Annotated in this window: 17 protein-coding genes and 3 pseudogenes; 10 read left to right on the plus strand and 10 right to left on the minus strand. The window is 68.9% G+C overall.

Going from position 1 to position 19,067, the window contains the following annotated elements:
* Window positions 1-141: 141 nt before the first annotated feature.
* A pseudogene (locus tag ACFV9O_RS24780) lies at window positions 142-357 on the plus strand (helix-turn-helix domain-containing protein); the annotation flags it as partial.
* Window positions 358-637: 280 nt separating this feature from the next.
* Here the strand turns inward: ACFV9O_RS24780 and ACFV9O_RS24785 are convergent.
* Window positions 638-742 (minus strand): annotated as a pseudogene (locus ACFV9O_RS24785) (bacterioferritin); the annotation flags it as partial.
* 526 nt (window positions 743-1,268) lie between these two features.
* Between ACFV9O_RS24785 and ACFV9O_RS24790 the strand changes: the two are divergent.
* Entirely contained in the window at window positions 1,269-1,640 is a 372-nt protein-coding gene (locus tag ACFV9O_RS24790; RefSeq protein WP_385421271.1) for a hypothetical protein, read from the plus strand.
* Window positions 1,641-1,845: 205 nt separating this feature from the next.
* On the opposite strand, the pseudogene ACFV9O_RS24795 reads toward ACFV9O_RS24790, so the two are convergent.
* Window positions 1,846-1,997 (minus strand): annotated as a pseudogene (locus tag ACFV9O_RS24795) (PhoU domain-containing protein); the annotation flags it as partial.
* Between the two features lie 276 nt (window positions 1,998-2,273).
* Entirely contained in the window at window positions 2,274-2,690 is a 417-nt protein-coding gene (locus ACFV9O_RS24800) for a CBS domain-containing protein (protein ID WP_385421364.1), read from the minus strand.
* 811 nt (window positions 2,691-3,501) lie between these two features.
* Between ACFV9O_RS24800 and ACFV9O_RS24805 the strand changes: the two genes are divergently transcribed.
* Window positions 3,502-7,647 carry a cation-translocating P-type ATPase gene (locus tag ACFV9O_RS24805; RefSeq protein ID WP_385421273.1) on the plus strand — a complete coding sequence of 1,382 codons (4,146 nt, stop codon included), beginning with the start codon at window positions 3,502-3,504 and terminating at the stop codon, window positions 7,645-7,647.
* A 472-nt stretch (window positions 7,648-8,119) separates the two neighbouring features.
* Here the strand turns inward: ACFV9O_RS24805 and ACFV9O_RS24810 are convergent, their stop codons facing one another.
* Complete coding sequence (locus ACFV9O_RS24810) at window positions 8,120-8,545, minus strand: hypothetical protein (protein ID WP_385421275.1); 426 nt, start codon at window positions 8,543-8,545, stop codon at window positions 8,120-8,122.
* A 1,202-nt stretch (window positions 8,546-9,747) separates the two neighbouring features.
* On the opposite strand from ACFV9O_RS24810, the gene ACFV9O_RS24815 reads away from it, so the two are divergent.
* Complete coding sequence (locus tag ACFV9O_RS24815) at window positions 9,748-10,851, plus strand: AI-2E family transporter (RefSeq protein ID WP_385421276.1); 1,104 nt, start codon at window positions 9,748-9,750, stop codon at window positions 10,849-10,851.
* A gap of 130 nt (window positions 10,852-10,981) precedes the next feature.
* Here ACFV9O_RS24815 and ACFV9O_RS24820 read toward each other — a convergent pair whose 3' ends face one another.
* Entirely contained in the window at window positions 10,982-11,188 is a 207-nt protein-coding gene (locus ACFV9O_RS24820; protein WP_385421278.1) for a hypothetical protein, read from the minus strand.
* Here ACFV9O_RS24820 and ACFV9O_RS24825 point away from each other — a divergent pair.
* Both ACFV9O_RS24825 and ACFV9O_RS24830 read left to right on the plus strand, forming a co-directional pair.
* Window positions 11,182-11,313 carry a hypothetical protein gene (locus ACFV9O_RS24825; protein WP_385421279.1) on the plus strand — a complete coding sequence of 44 codons (132 nt, stop codon included), beginning with the start codon at window positions 11,182-11,184 and terminating at the stop codon, window positions 11,311-11,313. The two genes, ACFV9O_RS24820 and ACFV9O_RS24825, sit on opposite strands and share 7 nt — an antisense overlap.
* Before the next feature lie 186 nt (window positions 11,314-11,499).
* Window positions 11,500-11,988, plus strand: a complete 489-nt coding sequence (locus tag ACFV9O_RS24830; protein ID WP_385421281.1) for a PLP-dependent transferase — start codon at window positions 11,500-11,502, stop codon at window positions 11,986-11,988.
* Window positions 11,989-12,047: 59 nt separating this feature from the next.
* Here the strand turns inward: ACFV9O_RS24830 and ACFV9O_RS24835 are convergent, their stop codons facing one another.
* From ACFV9O_RS24835 to ACFV9O_RS24850, 4 genes are all read right to left on the minus strand, one after another.
* Window positions 12,048-12,746: a hypothetical protein gene (locus tag ACFV9O_RS24835; RefSeq protein ID WP_385421282.1), complete on the minus strand. Its 699-nt coding sequence runs from the start codon at window positions 12,744-12,746 to the stop codon at window positions 12,048-12,050.
* 88 nt (window positions 12,747-12,834) lie between these two features.
* The gene (locus tag ACFV9O_RS24840) at window positions 12,835-13,179 is read right to left on the minus strand and encodes a DUF6233 domain-containing protein (RefSeq protein WP_385421283.1); all 345 of its coding nucleotides are present in this window, start codon (window positions 13,177-13,179) and stop codon (window positions 12,835-12,837) included.
* 14 nt (window positions 13,180-13,193) lie between these two features.
* Complete coding sequence (locus tag ACFV9O_RS24845) at window positions 13,194-13,403, minus strand: hypothetical protein (protein WP_385421285.1); 210 nt, start codon at window positions 13,401-13,403, stop codon at window positions 13,194-13,196.
* Window positions 13,404-13,512: 109 nt separating this feature from the next.
* The gene (locus ACFV9O_RS24850; RefSeq protein ID WP_385421286.1) at window positions 13,513-13,806 is read right to left on the minus strand and encodes a hypothetical protein; all 294 of its coding nucleotides are present in this window, start codon (window positions 13,804-13,806) and stop codon (window positions 13,513-13,515) included.
* A 314-nt stretch (window positions 13,807-14,120) separates the two neighbouring features.
* Here ACFV9O_RS24850 and ACFV9O_RS24855 point away from each other — a divergent pair, with 314 nt between their 5' ends.
* The 4 genes from ACFV9O_RS24855 to ACFV9O_RS24870 all read left to right on the plus strand — a co-directional run bounded on the left by ACFV9O_RS24855 (window position 14,121) and on the right by ACFV9O_RS24870 (window position 17,917).
* Window positions 14,121-14,441, plus strand: a complete 321-nt coding sequence (locus ACFV9O_RS24855; protein WP_385421288.1) for a hypothetical protein — start codon at window positions 14,121-14,123, stop codon at window positions 14,439-14,441.
* 1,200 nt (window positions 14,442-15,641) lie between these two features.
* The gene (locus tag ACFV9O_RS24860; protein ID WP_385421289.1) at window positions 15,642-16,121 is read left to right on the plus strand and encodes a hypothetical protein; all 480 of its coding nucleotides are present in this window, start codon (window positions 15,642-15,644) and stop codon (window positions 16,119-16,121) included.
* Window positions 16,122-16,311: 190 nt separating this feature from the next.
* Window positions 16,312-17,019, plus strand: coding sequence for a DUF1153 domain-containing protein (locus ACFV9O_RS24865; protein ID WP_385421291.1), 708 nt, complete (start codon window positions 16,312-16,314; stop codon window positions 17,017-17,019).
* Window positions 17,020-17,686: 667 nt separating this feature from the next.
* On the plus strand, window positions 17,687-17,917 hold the full coding sequence (locus tag ACFV9O_RS24870) for a response regulator transcription factor (protein WP_385412734.1): 231 nt from the start codon (window positions 17,687-17,689) through the stop codon (window positions 17,915-17,917).
* A 151-nt stretch (window positions 17,918-18,068) separates the two neighbouring features.
* Here ACFV9O_RS24870 and ACFV9O_RS24875 read toward each other — a convergent pair whose 3' ends face one another.
* Entirely contained in the window at window positions 18,069-19,052 is a 984-nt protein-coding gene (locus tag ACFV9O_RS24875) for a hypothetical protein (protein WP_385421292.1), read from the minus strand.
* Between the last annotated feature and the right edge of the window lie 15 nt (window positions 19,053-19,067).

A 19,067-nucleotide genomic window follows, 5' to 3' on the forward strand; every position in this document is an offset into this window, starting at 1 on the left:
CGGGGGGGGGGGGGGGGGGGGGGGGGGGGGGGGGGGGGGAGAGGGGGGGGGGGGGGGGGGGGGGGGGGGGGGGGGGGGGGGGGGGGGGGGGGGTGGTGGGGGGGGGGGGGGGGGGCGGTGTTGTCCCCCCCGCCCGCTCACTCCCGCTACCTGCGCGAGGCAGACCGGATCCATATCGCTGACCGGCTTCGGGAGAAGGCCACCGTGCGGGCGATCGCCGCCGAGTTGGGCCGCAGCCTGTCCACGATCAGCCGGGAGATCCGCCGCAACGGCACGGTCGACCCTCGCGGCGTCCGGCACTACGGCCCCTATGCCGCCCAGACCCGCGCCGACGCCCGCCGGCCGCGCCCCAAGCCGTCCTCCGCGGACCTCTCCCAAGTGCTCGGTCAACTGCACGAGCGCTCGGACGACGAGTCTTCCCAGCTAGGACCTGTTCGGCGGATCTTCTGGGGCCCAGCGACGCGCCTCCAGGCCCTGGGGGCCTGGGAGGTGCCAATGCAGTTGCCTTATTGGATTGCCGTCGGCGAATCGGGTCGGATAGGAAGCCGTAGGAGAATCGCTGCGACGGCGATTGTTCCGGTGGAAGACGTAGGCCCGCATGTCGAACCTCGTGGCCACGGCCCGGGAGTTGTTCAACGCGTTGATCCTTCGCTCGACTTCGTTCCTTCGCTTGATTGATCGCGGTCAGCTCGGCAGTCAGCTGCTCGTTGCGGAACTCCACGACCTCGGGGTCACCCTGCATCGCCTGCGCCTCCCTGCTCCCGGCCGGGCGGGCACGAAGAAGCGCCGCACCGGCGGCTGCTGTCTTCGGACAGCGTTTCACCGGACCAGTCCAACTGCCAGGGAGGACATGGTCACGCTCGTCCTCGGCAGCGGCATCGCCGCTGTGCTCCCGGCAGGTCCTGAGGTCACTGTGCCGGGGTGAGCTTGCCGACCAGGTCCCGCAGGTCGTGCGCTGTGTGAGTGGGGGCGGTCATCACGCTCGGGTAGGCGGGTGCGCTGCGTAGCAGCCATGCTGCCCGCAGGCCCACGCGGCGCGCCCCGTCTCTGAGTGAAACCCGTGAAACCGGCGACACGGGATCGACCTACCGATAACGGGGCCGACCCCGCGGTAGGGACGCGCCTCAGCAGCGCCGTCCTCCGCAGGCTTGCAGCGGCGGCCTTCATGCCCGTTCCCGGGGCGAGTCCCGCGACGGCTCTTCGTATCGTCCGGGCTGCAGAGACGGCAGAATGGAAACGAACCACTTCATCCTCTTGAGTCGAAATGAGTGGTCGAGATGGCCAGTGCAGCTGAAACGGCGCCGTCGGCCGCGGCGCAGGAAGAGGAACACAAGAAGACCGAGCACGAGGGACAGGTTCTGCACATGCACACCGCCCATCGTGAGGTGCCCCTTCCTTACTTCACCCCGCAAGATCTGAAGGCAAACGTGCAGCAGATGACCTCACGACTGCCCGCGGTGCGGAGGAAGGACCTGCTCTTCTACGGCGGTCTGGGCGCGCTCACCGTCGCGGGTGCTCTCGAGTGGCCGATCGCGCTCGCCGTCGGCGGAGCCACGTGGGTCGTACGCGGCAAGGCGAAGGAAGAAGCGAAGGAGCGTTCGGAAGAAGTAGCCGGTTCTGGCAAGACCAACGAAACGTAAGGGCGAGCCGACGTCCGCCGCGCGCACTACACCGCCGGCTTGCGTGACGTCAGCTGTGGCTCATATGGCACGGGTGGGCCCTCTCAGTGCAGATCGCTCAGGCGCGGCGGTACCTATGGGTGCGTCGAAGGCAGTTTGAGGCTCCTAGCGTGAGGGTCCGCGGTCAGGTCACAACGATCCGCAGGTCCGTGGCAACCGGCTGCTAACACGCCAGCAGGGCAATCGCCCTGCTCTCCAGATCGCGCTGCAGGTCATCGACCCGGTCGTCGGCCGAGATGACGTTCTCAGCCAGCTGAGGCCGGCATCGAGCAGCGCGCTGGGGGCCCGGCCCATCGCCGAGTCGGCCAGCCGCGCCATCTCCACCAGACCGTCCCCGATCGAGTCGAGCTCCTCGTGATAGGCGCCCTGTCGCGCCTTACCTCTACTGACCGCGCCCGCGCCCCTGCCAATGCCAGGCTCGCATGACCGGCGTCCAGGCAGCATGGGCGACGACATCATCAACCGGTCGTGGTCCCCTTGGCATCAGGAGAACGGCGCAGGTCAATGCCGCACCGGGGTTGCCGGGGCCGTGCGCGTGCTCACGCATTAGGTGAACTGCCGGTCGACATCGCCTTGAGGGCGGGTGGAGGGGTTCTAGTCCATCGAGAGTGTCTCGAGTAGGTCGCCCACCTTGGTGTCCGGCAGGGCGCGGGCCACGTCGGCCAGGGCGACGATGCCGACGAGGATGTGGCCGTCGATGACCGGCAGCCGACGGACCTTGTGGGAGGACATCGTGCGCAGGATCTCGCTTGCATCGTCGTCGGCGCCGATGGTCACCACTTCGCCTTGGGCGAGGTCACCGGCCTTCACCTGCGCGGGGTCGTTGCCGGCGCCGAGGACCTTCACGACTATGTCGCGGTCAGTGAGCATTCCTTTGAGCCTTTCGTCGATGCCGCATATGGGCAGTGCTCCGACACCGAGTTCGGTCATCTTCCTTGCCGCGTCCAGGATGGTTTCCTTGGCTCCGATGCAGGTCGCGTCCGGGGTCATGATCTCGCGTGCGGTGGTCATGGTGTTCTTCTCCTCCTCGGTTTTTGCAGACGGCTGGGCAGCCGGGGTGGAGCTTGGCCGGCCGGAGAGTATGCCGCCGTGGCGCAGGACGGCGTAGCCGATGCCGATGCCGATGGCGACTGGCCATTCCAGGACGTCTGCGGCTCCGAGGACGCCCAGGCCCAGGTAGAGCGGGAGGCCTCGTTTGGCGGGGAGGACCTGCCGGGCGACGGTGACGGGGAGCAGGGCGGCGTTCAGGGCTCCGGTCGTGATCTGGTCGGTGGAGGGCACGGTCAACGTGATCGTGCGCCGCTTGGCTGACGGTGGGGTGTCTTCGGGAGGGGGCTGGGCCAGGCGCTCGCCTGGGGCAGCGGTTCCGGTACTGGAAGGGAAGTGACTTCGGGACGTGGGGGGCATGGGTATCGCCTCGCCTATTCGATCATGAGCTATTTGGGCCCCTTACTGGTGGTCTATCCCGTCTCGCTGGTTTCATGGGTTTCACCCAGACTGCTTCCTAGAGTTCGCGTGACCGCTTTACATCGAGGAGGCACGGTTCATGTCACCGGATGCCGTCTCGAATGTGGGGGTGCTTCCCTTCCTCGGGCCGATCGTGTCGGGCGTTGCTTCTCACGTGGCGGCAGGTGCGCGGGCTGCCTGGGGGCTGGCGGAGAGTCTTCTTGAGGAGCCTCGCCGCGAGGTGTGGTGGACGTCCGGGCGCTGTTACATCACGGTGTCCGGTGTGCACGGGGCCGGGGGCGTGGCCGTTGCCCGTCGTGTGGAGCGGGCGCTGGAACAGCATCCGGGAGTGCTGTGGGCCCGGGTCAATGCGCCCATGGAACGAGTGGTCGTGGCGGTCGATTCGCCGCCTCCGCCCGAGAACGAGCTGGTCGCACTGGTGGAGCAGGCGGAGGGCGACCATGCCGCGGATGCGGAGGCGTTCGACGAATGGCAGCCGGAACCGCATCACCCGGCGGAAGGCCCGCCTTTCCCGTCGGTGCCGGCCCTGGTGGCGGACACGCTGGGACTGACTGTCGTGACGCTGCGGCGGCTCGCTCCGTGGGTGGGACTGCCCCCGGAGGTGGCCGGAGTCGTCGATGCCCTTCGCTACCATCCACGGCTGCGGCATCTGGTCGAGGACTTCAGCGGGGGTGAGCAGGCCGACTCGCTGCTGCCCGTGGTCGGCGCCTTGCTGCAGGGTGTGGCGACGGGCGGCGGAGGGCTCGCCCTGGACGTGCTGCAGCGCCTGGCGGTGTGGCGAGAGGCGAGCGCCGAACGCAGGGCGTGGCGGGAGGGCGAGCCACGGCTCGTCCGCGGCCCCGAGGAGGCCTCGGCCGACGCGGTGCCGGTCGGCCGGGCCAGTCCACCCAAGGACGGCGCCGACCGCTATGCGGAGCGGTCGATGGCGGCCGGTACGGCCGCCGGTGCCAGCACATTGCCGTTCGCCGGCATCCGCAAGGCGCTCGCCATCGCCATCGCCTCTGTGCCGAAGGCGCCCAACGCCGGCCGTGAGGGCTTCGCCACCAGCCTGGGACGGCATCTGGCGCTGCGCGGTGTGGTCACGATGGACCGCACCGCCCTGAGGCGCCTGGGACAGGTGGACACGATCCTCCTTGAGGAAGAGGCTCTGCGGGGCGACCGGTATGAGCCGGTCGATCTGGAGCTGCTCGAGAGCACCGATCCTGAGCAGGCATCCGAGCGGCTCTTCAGCCTCTTCGACTCCGATACCCCGCTGGCCATCAGCCGCGCCGACGACTGGACGCTCGGGCCGCTGGACGATCTCGATCTTGACGGTCCCACCGGCCGCAAGGCCGCGAAACGGCTCCGGCGCCGCGGTAGCGAGAAAGTCCTGGGTCTGGCACACGAGCGCCGGCTCCAGGCGGTGGTGGGCCTTGGGACGCAGTCGATGCCCGGCGCCGAGGCCGTGGCGGCAGCTGCACGACGGGCCGGGGCACGTGTGGTGGTGGCCTCCGATCGGGAAACCCCGGGCCCCTCGTTCGCCGACGCCGTGGTACCGGCGGGCAGCCGTCTGGTGGCTTCGGTGCGCCGGTTGCAGGCCGACGGTGCCGTCGTGCTGCTGATCTCCGGCAATCGCCAGGCGCTGGGCGGGGCCGACTGCGCGATCGGTGTGCACCGCGGGGAGGAGTGCACTCCCTGGGGGGCCCATGTGCTGGTCGGTACGGACCTGGAAGCTGCGGGCTTGATCGTCGACGCCGTCGGGTCAGCCGCCCAGGTGGACCGCGACAGCCACTACCTGGCCGCCGGCGGCAGCGGGGTCGGCGCGGTCGCAGCACTTCAGGCCCCCGCCTGGCGCGCGACCGCGCGGGTCCTGGCGGTGAGCAACACGGCCGGCAGTGCAGCGTTCTGCCTGGGCGCCTGGCGCGCCCGGCAGCTGCTGAGCCGCCCGCTCGCACCACCGGTGAGCAGCATCCCCTGGCACCTCATGCCCGCCGACCGTGTCCTGCTGCGTCTGCGCACGCGCCTGGAGGGCCTGTCCGCGCAAGAGGTGGCCGCCCGCAGCAGCGAGGCGCACACGGGTGAGCCCGCGAAGCTCAGCCTGCCTCACGCCTTCATCGAAGAACTGTCCAATCCGCTCACCCCGATCCTCGCCGCCGGGGCGGCACTGGCCGCGGCCGTGGGCTCCCGAACGGACGCCGCACTGGTCGCCGCGATCACCGCAACGTCCGCGCTGGTGGGCGGCTTTCAGCGAGTGCGGACCGAGCGGGCACTGGCAGGACTCTTCGCCCGTTCCGCGATCGGTGCCCGCGTACGCCGGGCCGGCAGGGAGCGGCTGGTGGCCGCCGGAGATCTGGTGCCCGGCGACATCATCGTCCTGGGACCCGAGGACGTCGTGCCGGCGGACTGCCGTCTGCTGGAAGCCGAAGGCCTCGAAGTCGACGAGTCCTCACTCACCGGCGAGTCCCTCGCCGTGGGCAAGGACCCGGCTCCCGTGGTCGCCTCACACATCACCGGTCGCAGTTCGATGCTTTACGAGGGCACCACGGTCTCCGCCGGACGGGCCGCTGCCGTCGTCGTAGCCACCGGAGCGGCTACGGAAGCCGGACGCAACCTCGCCACCGCCCGCCAGGCCGCACCCGAGACCGGTGTGGAGGCCCGACTGTCCTCCCTCACGCGTTACAGCATTCCGATCGCTCTCGGCTCCGCCGCCGCGGTGAGCCTTTCCGGCCTCCTGCACGGCCGCACCCTTTCCGACAATCTCGCCTCCGCAGTCAACCTCGCCGTCGCCTCCGTCCCCGAGGGCCTGCCATTCCTGGTCAACGCCGCCCAACTGGCCGCCGCACGCCGCCTGGCCGACGTGGGCGCGCTCGTACGCAACCCCCGCACCATCGAGGCACTCGGCCGCGCCGACGTACTCTGCTTCGACAAGACCGGCACCCTCACCGAAGGCACACTGGAGCTTGCCGACATCAGCGACGGTGACAGCGCAGCGCCCGTGGACAGGCTCGACACCCGCCTCAAGGAAATCCTCGCCGCAGCACTGCGCGCCACCCCGCCCACGCGGCAGGCCGAACCAATGGCCCACCAGACCGACCGGGCAGTCATCGCCGGCGCCCGCCGGGCGAACGTCGCTCCACGTGAAGGTGCGCCCCGCTGGACCCGCACGGACACCCTCCCCTTCGAGCCGCGCCGGGCCTACCACGCAACCGCCGGCCACACCAGCGGCGGCACCCTGCTCAGCGTCAAGGGAGCGCCCGAGAACGTCATCACCCGATGCAACCGACGACGGCAGCCGCACGGCGCCGCCTCCCTTGACGACACTGCCAAGAGAGCCCTTGCTGCAGCAGCCGAGGAACTCGCAGCAGCTGGGCGAAGGGTCCTGGCCGTGGCCGAACGCCGCATGAACCCAGGCGAAGACCTCACCGACGAAGCCGTACGGGACCTGGTCTTCCTCGGCTTCATCACTCTCGCCGACCCCGTGCGCACCAGCGCCGCCCCGGCCACCGCCCAGCTGCGGGAAGCCGGCGTGCAAACCGTCATGCTCACCGGCGACCATCCCGCCACAGCCGACGCCATCGCCTCCACCATCAGCGATGTCACCGACCCAAAAGTCTGCACCGGCCCAGAGCTCGACGAGCTCGACGACGACGCCCTCGACGAACTGCTGCCCACGGTCGACGTCATCGCCCGCTGCAGCCCCAGCCACAAGGTCCGTATCGTCCAGGCCTACCAGCGGCTCGGCCGCGTCGTCGCGATGACCGGCGACGGCGCCAACGACGCCCCCGCCATCCGGCTCGCCGACGTCGGCATCGCACTCGGCCGCCGGGGCACACCCGCCGCAACCGCCGCGGCCGACCTCGTCGTCACAGACGACCGACTGGAAACCATCGTCTCCGCCCTCATGGAAGGGCGCGCCATGTGGGCCTCGGTTCGTGCGGCACTCGCCATCCTCATCGGCGGCAACCTCGGCGAAGTCACCTTCAGCGTCCTCGCCTCCGTACTCACGGGCACCACTCCGCTCAACGCCCGTCAGATCATGCTCGTCAACCTCCTCACCGACCTGGCCCCCTCCCTCGCCATCGCCGTACGCGAACCCTCAGGCCAGACCGGCGAACGCCTCCTCAAAGAAGGCCCCCACCGTTCCCTGGGAACCGCCCTCACCCACGAAATGCTCCTGCGCGGCACCGTCACCGCCCTCGGCGCAGCCCTGGCCTGGGCAGCAGCCCGCCTGACCGGTCGCGGACGCCGGGCAAGCACCGTCGCCCTCGCCGCCGTCGTCGGTACCCAGCTCGTCCAGACGCTCACCACCGGCGGCCTCGACCGCAACGTCCTCACCGCAGGACTCGGCTCAGCAGCCGTCCTCATCGCCATCATCCAAACCCCCGGCGTCAGCCAGTTCTTCGGCTGCACCCCCCTCGGCCCCATCGCCTGGGGCATCACCCTCGGCGCCATCGCCGTCGCCACTCTCCTCGGACCCGCCTTGGCACCCCTGATCACGTCGCTCATGGCAGACGACCAGTAATTCCCGCCGGACCGAACGAGCCCATCAGCCTCCTTTCGAGGGGACCACCGGCTTGAGAGGCCGGTGGTGCGGATCCCGAGCCATCAGCGGGCGTTCAGCGACAGGGAGACCGGCTGCTTCGATGCCGGCACGCAGCGTCGGCGCCGCCTCGGCCAGCCACTCGCATGCTTCCAGCACGCCGAGTTCGCGCTGCCGGGTCCGCACCCGCGAGGTCAGCGGGGCCGAGGCCCTCTCTGCAGCGGGTTGCGCATGGCTGGGACCGCCGTACTACAGGGCGCCCGGCTCCTTTCCACAAAGAGGCGCAGCGGGCCGAACTCTTCGGCGTCGGCGAACAGCAATGCACGGTCGTGCCGGCAACCGTTCACGCCGCGGAGGGAAGATCGCCGGTTCGACCCCGGCCCCAGCCACCGCCCCTGAAAAGGGAAAACGCCCCCTTCGAGGGTTCTCGGAGGGGGCATCTTGATGTTCCGGATCACCCCGTGTGTTTGGCGTCGGCATCCGAACGGGCAAGCACCGCGTCGAGCGTGGCGTACTCGGCCTCCTCGATCGCGGCGGAGGCGAAGCTGATCGCGTCCAACGCGTAGGACTCCGCATCGTCCGCCAACCGATCGGCACGCTTCATGTCGAGTTCCGCCTTCCGCTCCTCGATGTGGGACTTCACGGACTGGACGTGCTCCTGCCACTTGGTGCCCACATCCGCCAGCGAGGCGGAGGCCTCGGCCTTCTTCGCCGCCACCTCGCGCTGGAGCTTGTCCGCCCTCTGTATCGAGTCCTGCTTGGCCTTGGTGACCGAGTCCGACAGTTGTTTCCTGTCCTCGGAGATTGCGTGCTGTACCTTCTCCTGCGCTTCGTGCGCCTTCTCCGAGAGCGCCGCCATGCGGTCGGTCGACATGGACATGGGATTCCAGCCTTTCGACGAACAGAACAGAGCCCCCCGCCGGTACGATCGGAGCACGCTACGTGTTCAAGCGCACCCGCAAGCGCGCTCCGCAACCGCCATTCGGGTGATCCGACCGAGGCTGCTCGGGGCGTCACCGACGGCGACCGAACCCTGACACCGGCTGCCCGGCACCGAAATGCGCTCGCCCGGAAAGCGCGCGGGGCGCTCGGGTCAGCTCATGCTGCTGGAGAGGGTCGACCGGCAGCGCGCGGCCCGCGCGCCGAGCAAGCCGCACCGTGCGCGGCGGGTCGGGGACCGCTGTTGGCGTACGCCAACCCGTACGCCAACAGCAGCGGACGTCGACGGCCGACCGAGGTCTCCCACCCCCCGCGTCGCCAGGAACCGGGAGCAGCTGTCGGCTGCGGTCGAACAGGCTCAGCGGGAGGCGGAAGCGCCGAGCACAACGCGGACGATGCGGAGCACTACGCGTCGTTCGCGATCGACTACGCCGCTGCCGCGATCCTGGAGGCGGAATCTGCCTCACTGGACGCGTTGCCGGCACGTGCGGAGGCCGAAGCTCTGGCCAACAGGTGGGAGCCACTGCCGCGCGGTTACGCGGTGCGAACAGGGGCTGGGTCTCGGTGGCCGGTTCGCTGCGGGCGGTGGTGAGATCTTCCAGGAACGCGACCAGCATGGGAACGGCCTGTGCGATCACCGGAATGGCGGGTCCCTGCTGCTGTAGGTGTGGGCGATGCCCTTATCGAGCACGTGTCATGCCGGATGGCCGGTGGGGCTGCGCGGAGGCATAGCAGAGGGTAGACAAGAAGTGTGAGAGCGACAGGCCGGATAATATCGGGATTCCTCCTGAACTATGTGATCTGTGCTGAACAGTGGTCCTTGACTGCTATACGTGTGCGCTTGCGTCGGATGACCGTGTGGGCTCGTGAGCCGAGGTCCCACGGCAGGCGAATGGTCGTTGCGTCTGCTCGCGAGCCCATGTGCGAGTGGTCACGCAGACGCTCCAGGCGGGATTTTCTCTGCCCGGTGCGATCAAGGATGCCCGGCGAACAGTGCGCGTGGCGCTCGGCATCCGCTAGCACAGTCTGTGTCCACGGTCGATGACGCAGCCGGACCCTGGCCAGGAGCCACGGCCGTCCGAATCCCCGTCACCCAGCGGAGTGGGGGGTACCGCCCGGATACCCAGGTGGCTGCCGCGTGCCATGGTGCTTGCGCTCGCCATGGTGGCCGCCTTCCAGCTTGGCAGCTGGGCGTTCCAGAGGCTCACCTTTCTGCTGGTCAGCATTCTGATTGCGTTCTTCCTGGCGCTGGGGATCGAGCCGGGCGTCGACCGGATGACGTCCCGAGGGATCCGCCGGAGCCTGGCCGCGTTCCTGGTGTGTCTCGCCGTGACCCTGGGGGCGGCGGGGTTCTTCGTGCTGTTCGGTTCGATGCTGGCGGGTCAGATCAGCGGCATCGTCGAGAACTTCCCGGGGTACTTTGACTCGGTCATCGGCTGGATCAACAGGACGTTCCACACGGATCTGTCGCGGGTCGATGTCCCGGGCCGATTGTTGCGCTCCGACTGGCTCCGGACGTACGTACAGAAGCATGCGGGCGGGGTGTTCGATTTCTCGGCTTCCGTGCTGGGCGGTCTGTTCCGGCTGCTGATGATCTTCCTGTTCACGTTCTACCTCGCTGCGGACGGCCCCCGGCTGCGCCGCGCGCTGTGCTCGCTGCTGCCACCGGCCAAACAGACGAAGGTACTCAGGGCCTTCGAGATCGCGGTCGACAAGACGGCCGGCTACCTCTACTCCCGGGGGCTGATGGCCCTGACCTCCGCGGTCGCCCACTACATCATGCTGGCAGTGCTGGGCGTGCCGTACGCCCCCGTGCTCGCCCTATGGGTGGGCGTGGTCTCGCAGTTCATCCCGGTCATCGGCACCTATCTCGCCGGGGCCGTGCCCATGCTGGTCGCGTTCACCGTCGATCCCTGGTACGCGGTGTGGGTGCTGGTGTTCGTCGTGGTCTATCAGCAGGTCGAGAACTACCTGATTCAGCCGAAGCTCACGTCCAAGACCGTGGACATCCATCCGGCGGTGGCCTTCGGTTCCGTGGTCGCCGGCACCGCGCTGCTCGGTGCGGCCGGCACCCTCATCGCCATTCCTGCTGTGGCCACGTTGCAGGCATTCCTCGGTGAGTACGGGAAGCGGTACGACGTGGCGGATGATCTGCGGGCGGAGGGCGGCCCGCGTTACTCGCGCAGGGACGGGCCTTCGCCGCTCGCGCGTCTGCGCGGGCTGCTGCGCCGCCACGGCCAGTCCTGACCAGGCCGGCGAAAGCCTCCGTATGCTGGACCGGGCCGTATGTGGGGGCCTGCTGATCCGGCCGCTCAACACGTAGCACCTCATACCTGGCAACGAAGGTATCCAAGGTCTCGTGCGGCGAGTAACCGCCTTACTCCATAAGCATCTTGATGCCGAGGATGATCTGGTTGGCGAGGATCTGATAGTCAGCGAGGTTAGCTGCGGCATCAGCTGTCATGGCGGTGATCAAAGCGGGCCGACACTCGTGGGCAACCGGATAGCTGCGGCGTTGGTCGATCAGCGCGACCTGTTGGCGGAACGCTCGACCAACGCGGCTGAGTGTCCAGCTGCGTGACAACCGCGGCGGACCTCACCGTCTGGGACCGGGGCCCCGCCCAGTGCCCCGACGACACCCTGCGCGACCTCAACCCCACCCACACCTTCGTCGGCGGCCTCCTGGTCGCACCCACCGGCACGCGGTAAGAGGGACGTGGCGGGTGTCGGGTCCACCTCGTGGCTACCGCGGGCGCAAGCGCCTGCGGTAGCCGGCTGCAAGCGGCTTCCTGGACCACTACCGATGTACGCCAAAGTTGCCAAGATCCGCCCACATCGGAGCGATGGTCGGTCACGCTTCATGGCGTCAGACCGACGGTCCACGGAAGGGCAGCCATGCCAGGCAACAGCACCATCACCGTTCACGCCGATCGTGAAATCCATCCCAGTCGCGCCGTGGCACTGCCCATCTATCAGACGGCGACGTTCTGGGCCGAGGACGGGGATACGTTCGCGCAGGGCGCCGTCGAACCGCGGGGCAAGGACTTCTACACCCGCTTCGGCAACCCGAACCACGCACAGGTCGCGGCCGTCGTCGCGGAGCTGGAGGGCACCGAGGCGGCCATGGTCACCGCGTCCGGGATGGCCGCGCTCACCACCGCCGTGCTCGCCCTGGTGTCCGCCGGTGACCACGTCATCGGGCAGAAGTCCACCTACGGCGGCACGGGCTCGGTGCTGCTGAACCTGCTGCCGCGCCTCGGTGTGTCGACCACCCTGGTGGAGCGGCGCGGCGACGCGACGGTGCACGAGATGCCGAAGAAGAGGCCACGGCGAAGAAGACCGCGGCCAAGAAGACGGCGAAGGCCGCGAAAAGGCCCCGGCTGAGAGGACGTCAGGCCGCAAGTCCCGCAGCGCCTAAACGCCAGGACATCTTGGTCCGGGATTCAGCCGTGCAGGAGATCGATCTGCTCAGTGGCCTGCTTCCACCCCCGAGCATCAGCTTGGGCGCGAGCCTGCAGATCAGCAGCCACACGGCTCGGCTCGGTGCTCGCTGCCGCCCCGAGCAATGCAAGATCCTCGCGCTGCCGCTGCAACTCGATGCCCGGTCCAGGAAGCAGAGGATCGCGCCGACTCGCAGCGATCGCAGTGATCTGGAGGCAACGAAGGGCCCCATCCCAAGGCCCACCAGTGCAGGCAGATGCTGCTTCTGACACGGCCGTCAGGGCGTCGAGATGCATCATCACTGCCCCCTCGGGTTCAGCCTCCTCCAGGAACTCGTCCAGGTCAGCGGCTCCGCCATCAGGTCCCTCGTCGCCTTCGGGACCGTCCTCAGGCAGTGTCTCGTACGAGTGGAACAGATCGGTCAGCGACAGGGTCAAGTACTCGCTGGACCAATCGGCCAACTGATCGGCAAGCTCCCGAAGCCGGGAGAGTGAGGACCCGTCCCCGGCGCGGGCGTTGGTCCAGCACGCCTGGAGCAGATCCCTGACCACTTCTGCACCCGAACTGCCATGGCGCCGGAATCGTTCATCGTCAAGGCATCCAGAGATGCGCTCAGCTGCTGCCAGCCCGACCAAGGCCGCTGCCTGAGGATCGACAGCGCCAAGCGCTGCCTGCCACTCGTGAAAATCCCACTCGGTCATGCCTGTCCCTGACTCGCCCTGTCCGCGACATCCTGCCAGCCAGGCCCATCGGGGACATCGGCAGGTTCAGAAACAAGCACTTCAAGCTTCAGTCCAGCAGGCCCAGTTCCGAGTCCGGGCGGCAGAACCGGCAGGCCTCGACTCCCTCGGCCAGCGCCCGCACCGCCTGCTCCCTGGTGATCGCCTTCGTGCGGGTCTGCGTGCCGCCCATCCGGCGTTCCCCGGCGTGCACGCCGATCGGCGTGCGCCCGTTGCTGCTGATCTCCATCGTCCACTCCGCCGGCCGCTTCCGCCGCTGCGCCCTTTGGTGGATGACGGCCTGCTGCTCGCGGTGGGCGATCAGCTCGTGGACCCGGGCCAGCGTGATGAGCAGGAAGGTCTCCAGCACGCGAAGACGCTCCAGGTCGGGCGGCAGATCAGGAGAGGTGGACATGGCGGGCCGATCGCTCAGGCCGGACGGCAGGAACGCCGGCGTCGGCCGCTGCGCGCGATGACACCGTGCTCTTCCAGCCGCCCGAGCTGATAGGCGACCGACGACGGGCTGGACAGCCCGACGCGCTGCCCGATCTCCCGGACGGTGGGCCCCGCACCGGTCTGGGCGACCCACTCCCGGATACAGGCCAGCACTGCCTCCCGCCTTGGGCTCAGGTGATCCATCACGACGTTCCCCTGTCCCTAGGGCGCAGAGTCAGCAGTCACCGGTACCGCATCGGGGTGGTGCTTGAGACACCTCACGGTGCTAACTCGTCACGTTGTACTCGCCGAACTATTCGTCCCCCCACCGCCCCCACAGGGTGTGGCGCCAGTAGTCGGCGTCGGGAGCCGGACGAGCCACTGTGGGCACCGGTCCAGGGCTCGTCTCGATGAGGTGCACCAGCGTCCAGGCGACGCCGTAGCAGTCGTCGGGTCCAAAACACGCGGCCAGCGCCAGTGCTTCCTCCGCTGTAACCGGTCGGGAGATTGCCCGAAGCTGCTTGTCGCGCCTTTCGATCTCTTCTTCGCTCGCGTCCCAGTCGGGGAGTGGGCCGTCGGCGACGAACGCCTGCACTTCGGGTCTCATGCTCGAATGATCGGCTGCTGTCGGTGTCATGGGCAAGGCGTCTTGGCAGATCATTCAGCCACTGCCTCTACGGGTTGCTTTAACTTGACCGTCGTCGGTCTGTCAAGTCCCGAAATGCAGCGGCATGACGGAGCTGCTTATCCCGGGCTTAATTGAGGCATGGGTTCACGCAGAGCAGGTGGCCCGCCCGCATCGTCATAAACAATCCTGACGGCGCTTGACGGGACACACTGTCCCGCTGTCGAAGGGCCCGTGAATCCACAGGGGCGTCCGGCAGTTCTTTCACCCTCTTTTTCTCGCGAAGGAGAATTCCCATGGCTCGCACTTACCGCACCCGTCGCTTTGTCATGCTGACTGCTTCGACCGCTCTGGCCGCAGGAGGCGCGCTGCTGCCCGCCAACGCGTTCGCGGCCCCCGCACCGGCGCACGCGGTGACTGCGAAGGCAGCCGCTCATGGCGACAACTGGCGCCACGGCGACGGCGACCACGGGCGCCGTGGCGACCGTTGGCGTGACGGTGACCGCGACCGCGACGGCGGGGGCAGGAACGGAGGCGGTGGGAGGGGGAATGTTGTCGTCATCATCGGCAACGGCAATACCGTGCCGATCAACAATGGCACCGTCAACACCCGCTGAATGGGCGGACCGGTCCAGCGCCGGTAAGAACACAGCCCGGCCGGGTGGCAGCGTCGGGGGACGCGCCACCCGGCCGGGCTCGTGCGTGTCCCGCGGGAAACGGTGTATGCGCATATCCCGCGCTGTGCTTTCGACGCGGTCGCGTCCGCTGGAGCGCCCGCACGACCTCGAGGGGATGGAGGCTTCTGCCTGTTCCAGCACGGCGCGCGACGGAAGACGAATGCGGGCAGGCCGTCCTCCGGGGCGGCCGATGTGCTGAGTTCGGCCCGGTCGTTCGGCACACCCGGGACGCGTGCCGGTTCCGTCTGCCGGGGTCCGTGCGCCGGCCACCGCACCTTCGGCGCTGCTGTCCACCTGGGGCCGGTGCCCGTTCGGCACCCCTGCCAGTGCGTCGCCGAGTCCGGGGCCGCAGAAATATCGGGCACGAGTGCCTCCCTGCGGCTCGCACGAGGGTGACCGGTCGGTGTGCCGAGGACGAACGACGGCGTGAAGGGTCATCGCTGTCCCGGCAGCAGATCCCCCATGGCCTCGCCGACTCCCTGCCGAGGCGATGCAGGGCATCTTGGGCCCGCTGCCGGTGAAGCAGCGGGCGAAGATGCCGTACTTGAAGGTGAGGGGCCTGGCAGTCCCTCACCCTCTCGTGCACCCGACGCGGATCTCCGTCCCAAGGCTGCCGTCTGCAAATGGCGGGCGGCATTTGTGCTGACGGTCGTCCGGCCGCGGGGGCGACGCAAGCTGTGCTCGCACGGTCGCCCGATGTCCGGACCTGTTCGCGGCTTCCGGCCGCCCGTCGCGTCAACGGCCCCCGTGATCAGCAAAGTTGATGATATGTCAGGGCGGCCTGATTCCGAGAGGTCGACTTGAAGTCTGCGACCACGGGCGGCTGTTGGAGCTCGGCGGTCCTACCCCACCTCGGTGGCGTGCCACGCGGAAGCTGACAGTTCGGGCATCGCGACCGACCCGGCTCCCGGTGCGGGCCCTGGGGCGGTGCTTCCTTATCGGGCTTTTACCTGACGCCTGCGGCATGGTCAAGCCCCGATTTTCCGGGACGTGACCATACTGCGCCCCTCAGGCCTACTGGAAGTGTCCTCACGGAAAAGGAAACGCGGCAGCACGGTGGAGCGGAATTCCTCACCGAGGAATCCTTCTCACCGAACCACCGGTTCATCCCGATGGAAACCGATTCGCCGCCCCTAATTCGTGGGAACGTTCAAGAATCCACTGAATCGAGGAGAAAAACCCATGACCCGTAATGTTCACACCAACGACTATGCCCGCCCGAATCGCCGACGTTTTCGCCTCGCGACGGTTCTCGCCTCGGCCGCCGTGATCGGTGGAGGCGTCATCTTTCCGGCTACCGCGATGGCGGCCCCGAAGCCCGCTGCGCCGGTGGTGAGCCTCGCCGATCACCAAACCGGCATCCAGACCGGTGAGGGTGGCCGTGGCGGTGACGGTTTCTTCGGTGGCACTGGTGGCCGTGGTGGAGACGGTTTCTTCGGTGGCACTGGTGGCCGTGGCGGTGACGGCTTCTTCAGCGGTACCGGTGGCCGTGGCGGTGACGGCTTCTTCGGCGGTAAGGGCGGCGGTGGTGGAGACGGTTTCTTCGGTGGCACTGGTGGCCGTGGCGGTGACGGTTTCTTCGGTGGCACCGGTGGCCAGGGCGGTAACGGCTTCTTCTGACCGTCACCCGGCGACGGCCCGGACGGTCCACGTCCGGGCCGTCGGCGGCCCACCCGGACCGGGGGAGGTCTTCACGACCTCCCCCGTGCCCCCGCCGAATCGGCAACGCGGAGAGCGCCCGGCCGTCACGGATGGCGTCCTGGCGCACAGCACCTGCAGGTGAACATCCATGTCGTGGAACGGAGTCCCCATGTCCAGAAATCTTTGGCAGCGTCCAATCATCCTGGCGGCGGCCGCAGTGGCCCTCGCCGTCGGCACCGCATGCGCCGCACCGGCGCAGAGCAATGCAGGCAGAGACCACCCCGCCAGTGCCGACAACCGCGTCGGCGAGAGTTCGGACGGCTGCCGCGGCGGTGACGGTGGCCGTGGCGGTGACGGCGGCCGTGGCGGCCTGCTCGGTGAGCCCGGAAAGCCCGGAAAGCCCGGTGAGCCGGGCAAGCCGGGGATCGGTGGTCGTGGCGGCGACGGCGGTCGCGGCGGTGACGCTTTCTTCGGCGGTACCGGCGGTCGTGGCGGTGACGGCGGCCGTGGCGGCCTGCTCGGCGAGCCGGGTGATCCCGGTAAGCCTGGTGAGCCTGGCAAGTCCGGGATCGGTGGCCGTGGCGGTGACGGTGGCCGTGGCGGTGACGGCTTCTTCGGCGGTACCGGCGGTCGTGGCGGTGACGGCGGCACGGGCGGCTGCCTCCGGTTCAGCGATCTGCCGGACAAGCCGAAGGGAGAATTCTCGGTGGCGGACAAGATGCGCATCGTGATGGTCATGCTGTACGGGGACGTGAAGAGCGCCGAGGTCGCCAAGAAGTACAAGGTCTCGGAGGACGAGGTCGACGCCTGGAAGCGGCAGGTCCTCGACGGTGACTGGTTCAGGTTGATGGGGACGGAGCCCCCCTTCCTCCCGTGACTCACGACCCGGACCAAAGATCGATACGCGGAAGGACCTGGCCCGGGACGCACACACAGCTGCGCGGGTTCGCGCGGCGACCGGTCGCCACCTGGCCCCTTCGCGCAGGTGGCCGACCCCGCAGTCGCGCAGCTGTCCAGTCGGTGAAGCGCGGTGCACCCTCTGTCAGGAGGCGCCGCAGATGTCGGGCTGATCAGGTCGTGCAGGGTCTCGGGCACGATGTCCGAGGCGCGGCGCGGCGCAGGTGTGGGCACGTACGCTCCGGCCTGTATCGATTGATGCCGCCGAGACCCTCGGTCGCATGAACTGGGCATATGCGGTACGTCAGTTGGTCACGCCGTTCCATGGGGGACCGCTGAAGGCGGTCGTTCCCGACTTCACGGTGAACCGTCTTGTTGAGGCCCAAGAAGGTGAAGCAACTGATTCCGCTGGAGGGGCGGCAAGCCGTCTCTGCAGCCGGCCGGCTCTTGTCCGTGATCGCACCGCGACGCGCCCGCGGGGCGTGCCCTGTGACGCGCCTGTGACAGTCGGGGGACACCGTCATGAAGTCGCGGCGGCAGGCTTTTGAACAGGGGACAAAAGACTCTATTCGGACATACGCCCCCTGCTTCCGACGGTGCGAGCAGTGACGACGACCGATCCGATCCGATCCGTCGGAGGAAATCCCATGAGCCTCGCACTCGCCACGCCGAACACCGAAACCGCCGCACCCGCCCTGGCCCCGCGTGAGCAGGAGACGCTGCGACACATCGCCGCCGGGCGCACCTACCTGCAGACGGCCCGCCACATGGGGCTCTCCAAGCACACGGTCGACGCCTATCTCCGCCGTATCCGGGCCAAGCTCAACATCAACAGCACGGCCGAGCTCACCCGACTGGCCATCTCCCTGGGGCTGTGACGTCCTGGGGCTGTGACGTCCCGACGCGCTGTTCGTCGATCCTGTGTGGGAACACTGGCCTGCCCGAACGGCGGGACGAGACCGCAGCCTCCTGTGACCGTACGAGGTGAATGCCCGGGCTCATGCCTCCCGTGGCGCCTCCGCGGACCGGTCAGGCCACCGGGCGCGCCGCGTCCCGCCAGGCCGCGTCGATGGCGAGCAGGGCGGGCCGGGTGAGGTCGGCGGGGATGTCGGGGACGAAGCCGCTGCCGAACCGGGTGCCGGGGTCGGCGGTCTTGAGGGCTTCCACGAGTTCGAGCAGGCCCGAGCCGCGTCGGCCGGACCAGTGCTGCCGGGCCTCCTCCCGCACCTCGTCGAGGGCAAGGGTCCGCTCGATCGGCGGTGGCGTGAAGCGGCCGTTCGACGCACGGACGTGCTCGTCCCAGCGGTCCTGCCAGAACTCGACCCTCCAGCCGGGCCACCGGGACGCCATCTCGTACGCCTCGGCCTGGGCGTCGAGCAGCCACCACCCCACCCGGCGGCGTTCCGGATCGACATGGATGCCGGACTGGACGGCGAGGGTGCAGGTGCCGTGGTCGGGTACGGCGGCGAGGCGGTCGAGGAGGCCGGGGCCCTCGGCGATCGGGTGGTCCTCGCCGTTCCAGACCAGGCAGCAGCGGTCCGCGCCGAGCGTCACGACGGCGAAGAGCGGATCGGCCTCCGCCGGATCCACGTCGTCGGGCTCGATCTCGATGCCGGCGCACACCTGCCGGTCCTGGTCGCGGACCGTTTCCGGGTCCAGCCCCAGATACGCGCGCAGGTCGGCCGGGCCGTCGAAGGTCCAGCGCAGCTCCCAGCCGGGCCAGGCGTGGCGCAGCAGTTCCCAGGCGGCGGCGCGGTGGCGCATACGGGCGGTCGGCCCTTCCCAGGCGAACATCAGCAGCACCTTGCGGCCGAGGTCCACCAGCGCCGCTCCCTGGCACCAGACGTCGTCGCGCCAGTGGCCGTCCGCGGCGGCATGGGCGCGGATGAACGGCAGCACCACGTCGGGGCCGGCGAGCAGGTCGAGGTCGATGCCGACCGCTCCGAAGCGGGACTCGTACATCTCGTGGTCGCCGTCCTCGGACACGACGACGAAGGTTGCCCAGTCAGCCATGCGCGAGAGGATCCC

This window comes from Streptomyces sp. NPDC059909, from assembly GCF_042730885.1.
Lineage (GTDB): Bacteria > Actinomycetota > Actinomycetes > Streptomycetales > Streptomycetaceae > Streptomyces.

Bases quoted from the DNA above. Each gene is read 5' to 3' on its own strand.
- ACFV9O_RS24865 (WP_385421291.1), top strand. From the start codon at position 16,312: ATGTCCAGAAATCTTTGGCAGCGTCCAATCATCCTGGCGGCGGCCGCA.
- ACFV9O_RS24830 (WP_385421281.1), top strand. From the start codon at position 11,500: ATGCCAGGCAACAGCACCATCACCGTTCACGCCGATCGTGAAATCCAT.
- ACFV9O_RS24840 (WP_385421283.1), bottom strand. From the start codon at position 13,179: ATGTCCACCTCTCCTGATCTGCCGCCCGACCTGGAGCGTCTTCGCGTG.
- ACFV9O_RS24850 (WP_385421286.1), bottom strand. From the start codon at position 13,806: ATGAGACCCGAAGTGCAGGCGTTCGTCGCCGACGGCCCACTCCCCGAC.
- ACFV9O_RS24875 (WP_385421292.1), bottom strand. From the start codon at position 19,052: ATGGCTGACTGGGCAACCTTCGTCGTCGTGTCCGAGGACGGCGACCAC.
- ACFV9O_RS24815 (WP_385421276.1), top strand. From the start codon at position 9,748: ATGGTGCTTGCGCTCGCCATGGTGGCCGCCTTCCAGCTTGGCAGCTGG.
- ACFV9O_RS24810 (WP_385421275.1), bottom strand. From the start codon at position 8,545: ATGTCCATGTCGACCGACCGCATGGCGGCGCTCTCGGAGAAGGCGCAC.
- ACFV9O_RS24805 (WP_385421273.1), top strand. From the start codon at position 3,502: ATGGAACGAGTGGTCGTGGCGGTCGATTCGCCGCCTCCGCCCGAGAAC.
- ACFV9O_RS24855 (WP_385421288.1), top strand. From the start codon at position 14,121: ATGGCTCGCACTTACCGCACCCGTCGCTTTGTCATGCTGACTGCTTCG.
- ACFV9O_RS24835 (WP_385421282.1), bottom strand. From the start codon at position 12,746: ATGACCGAGTGGGATTTTCACGAGTGGCAGGCAGCGCTTGGCGCTGTC.
- ACFV9O_RS24870 (WP_385412734.1), top strand. From the start codon at position 17,687: ATGAGCCTCGCACTCGCCACGCCGAACACCGAAACCGCCGCACCCGCC.
- ACFV9O_RS24800 (WP_385421364.1), bottom strand. From the start codon at position 2,690: ATGACCACCGCACGCGAGATCATGACCCCGGACGCGACCTGCATCGGA.
- ACFV9O_RS24845 (WP_385421285.1), bottom strand. From the start codon at position 13,403: ATGGATCACCTGAGCCCAAGGCGGGAGGCAGTGCTGGCCTGTATCCGG.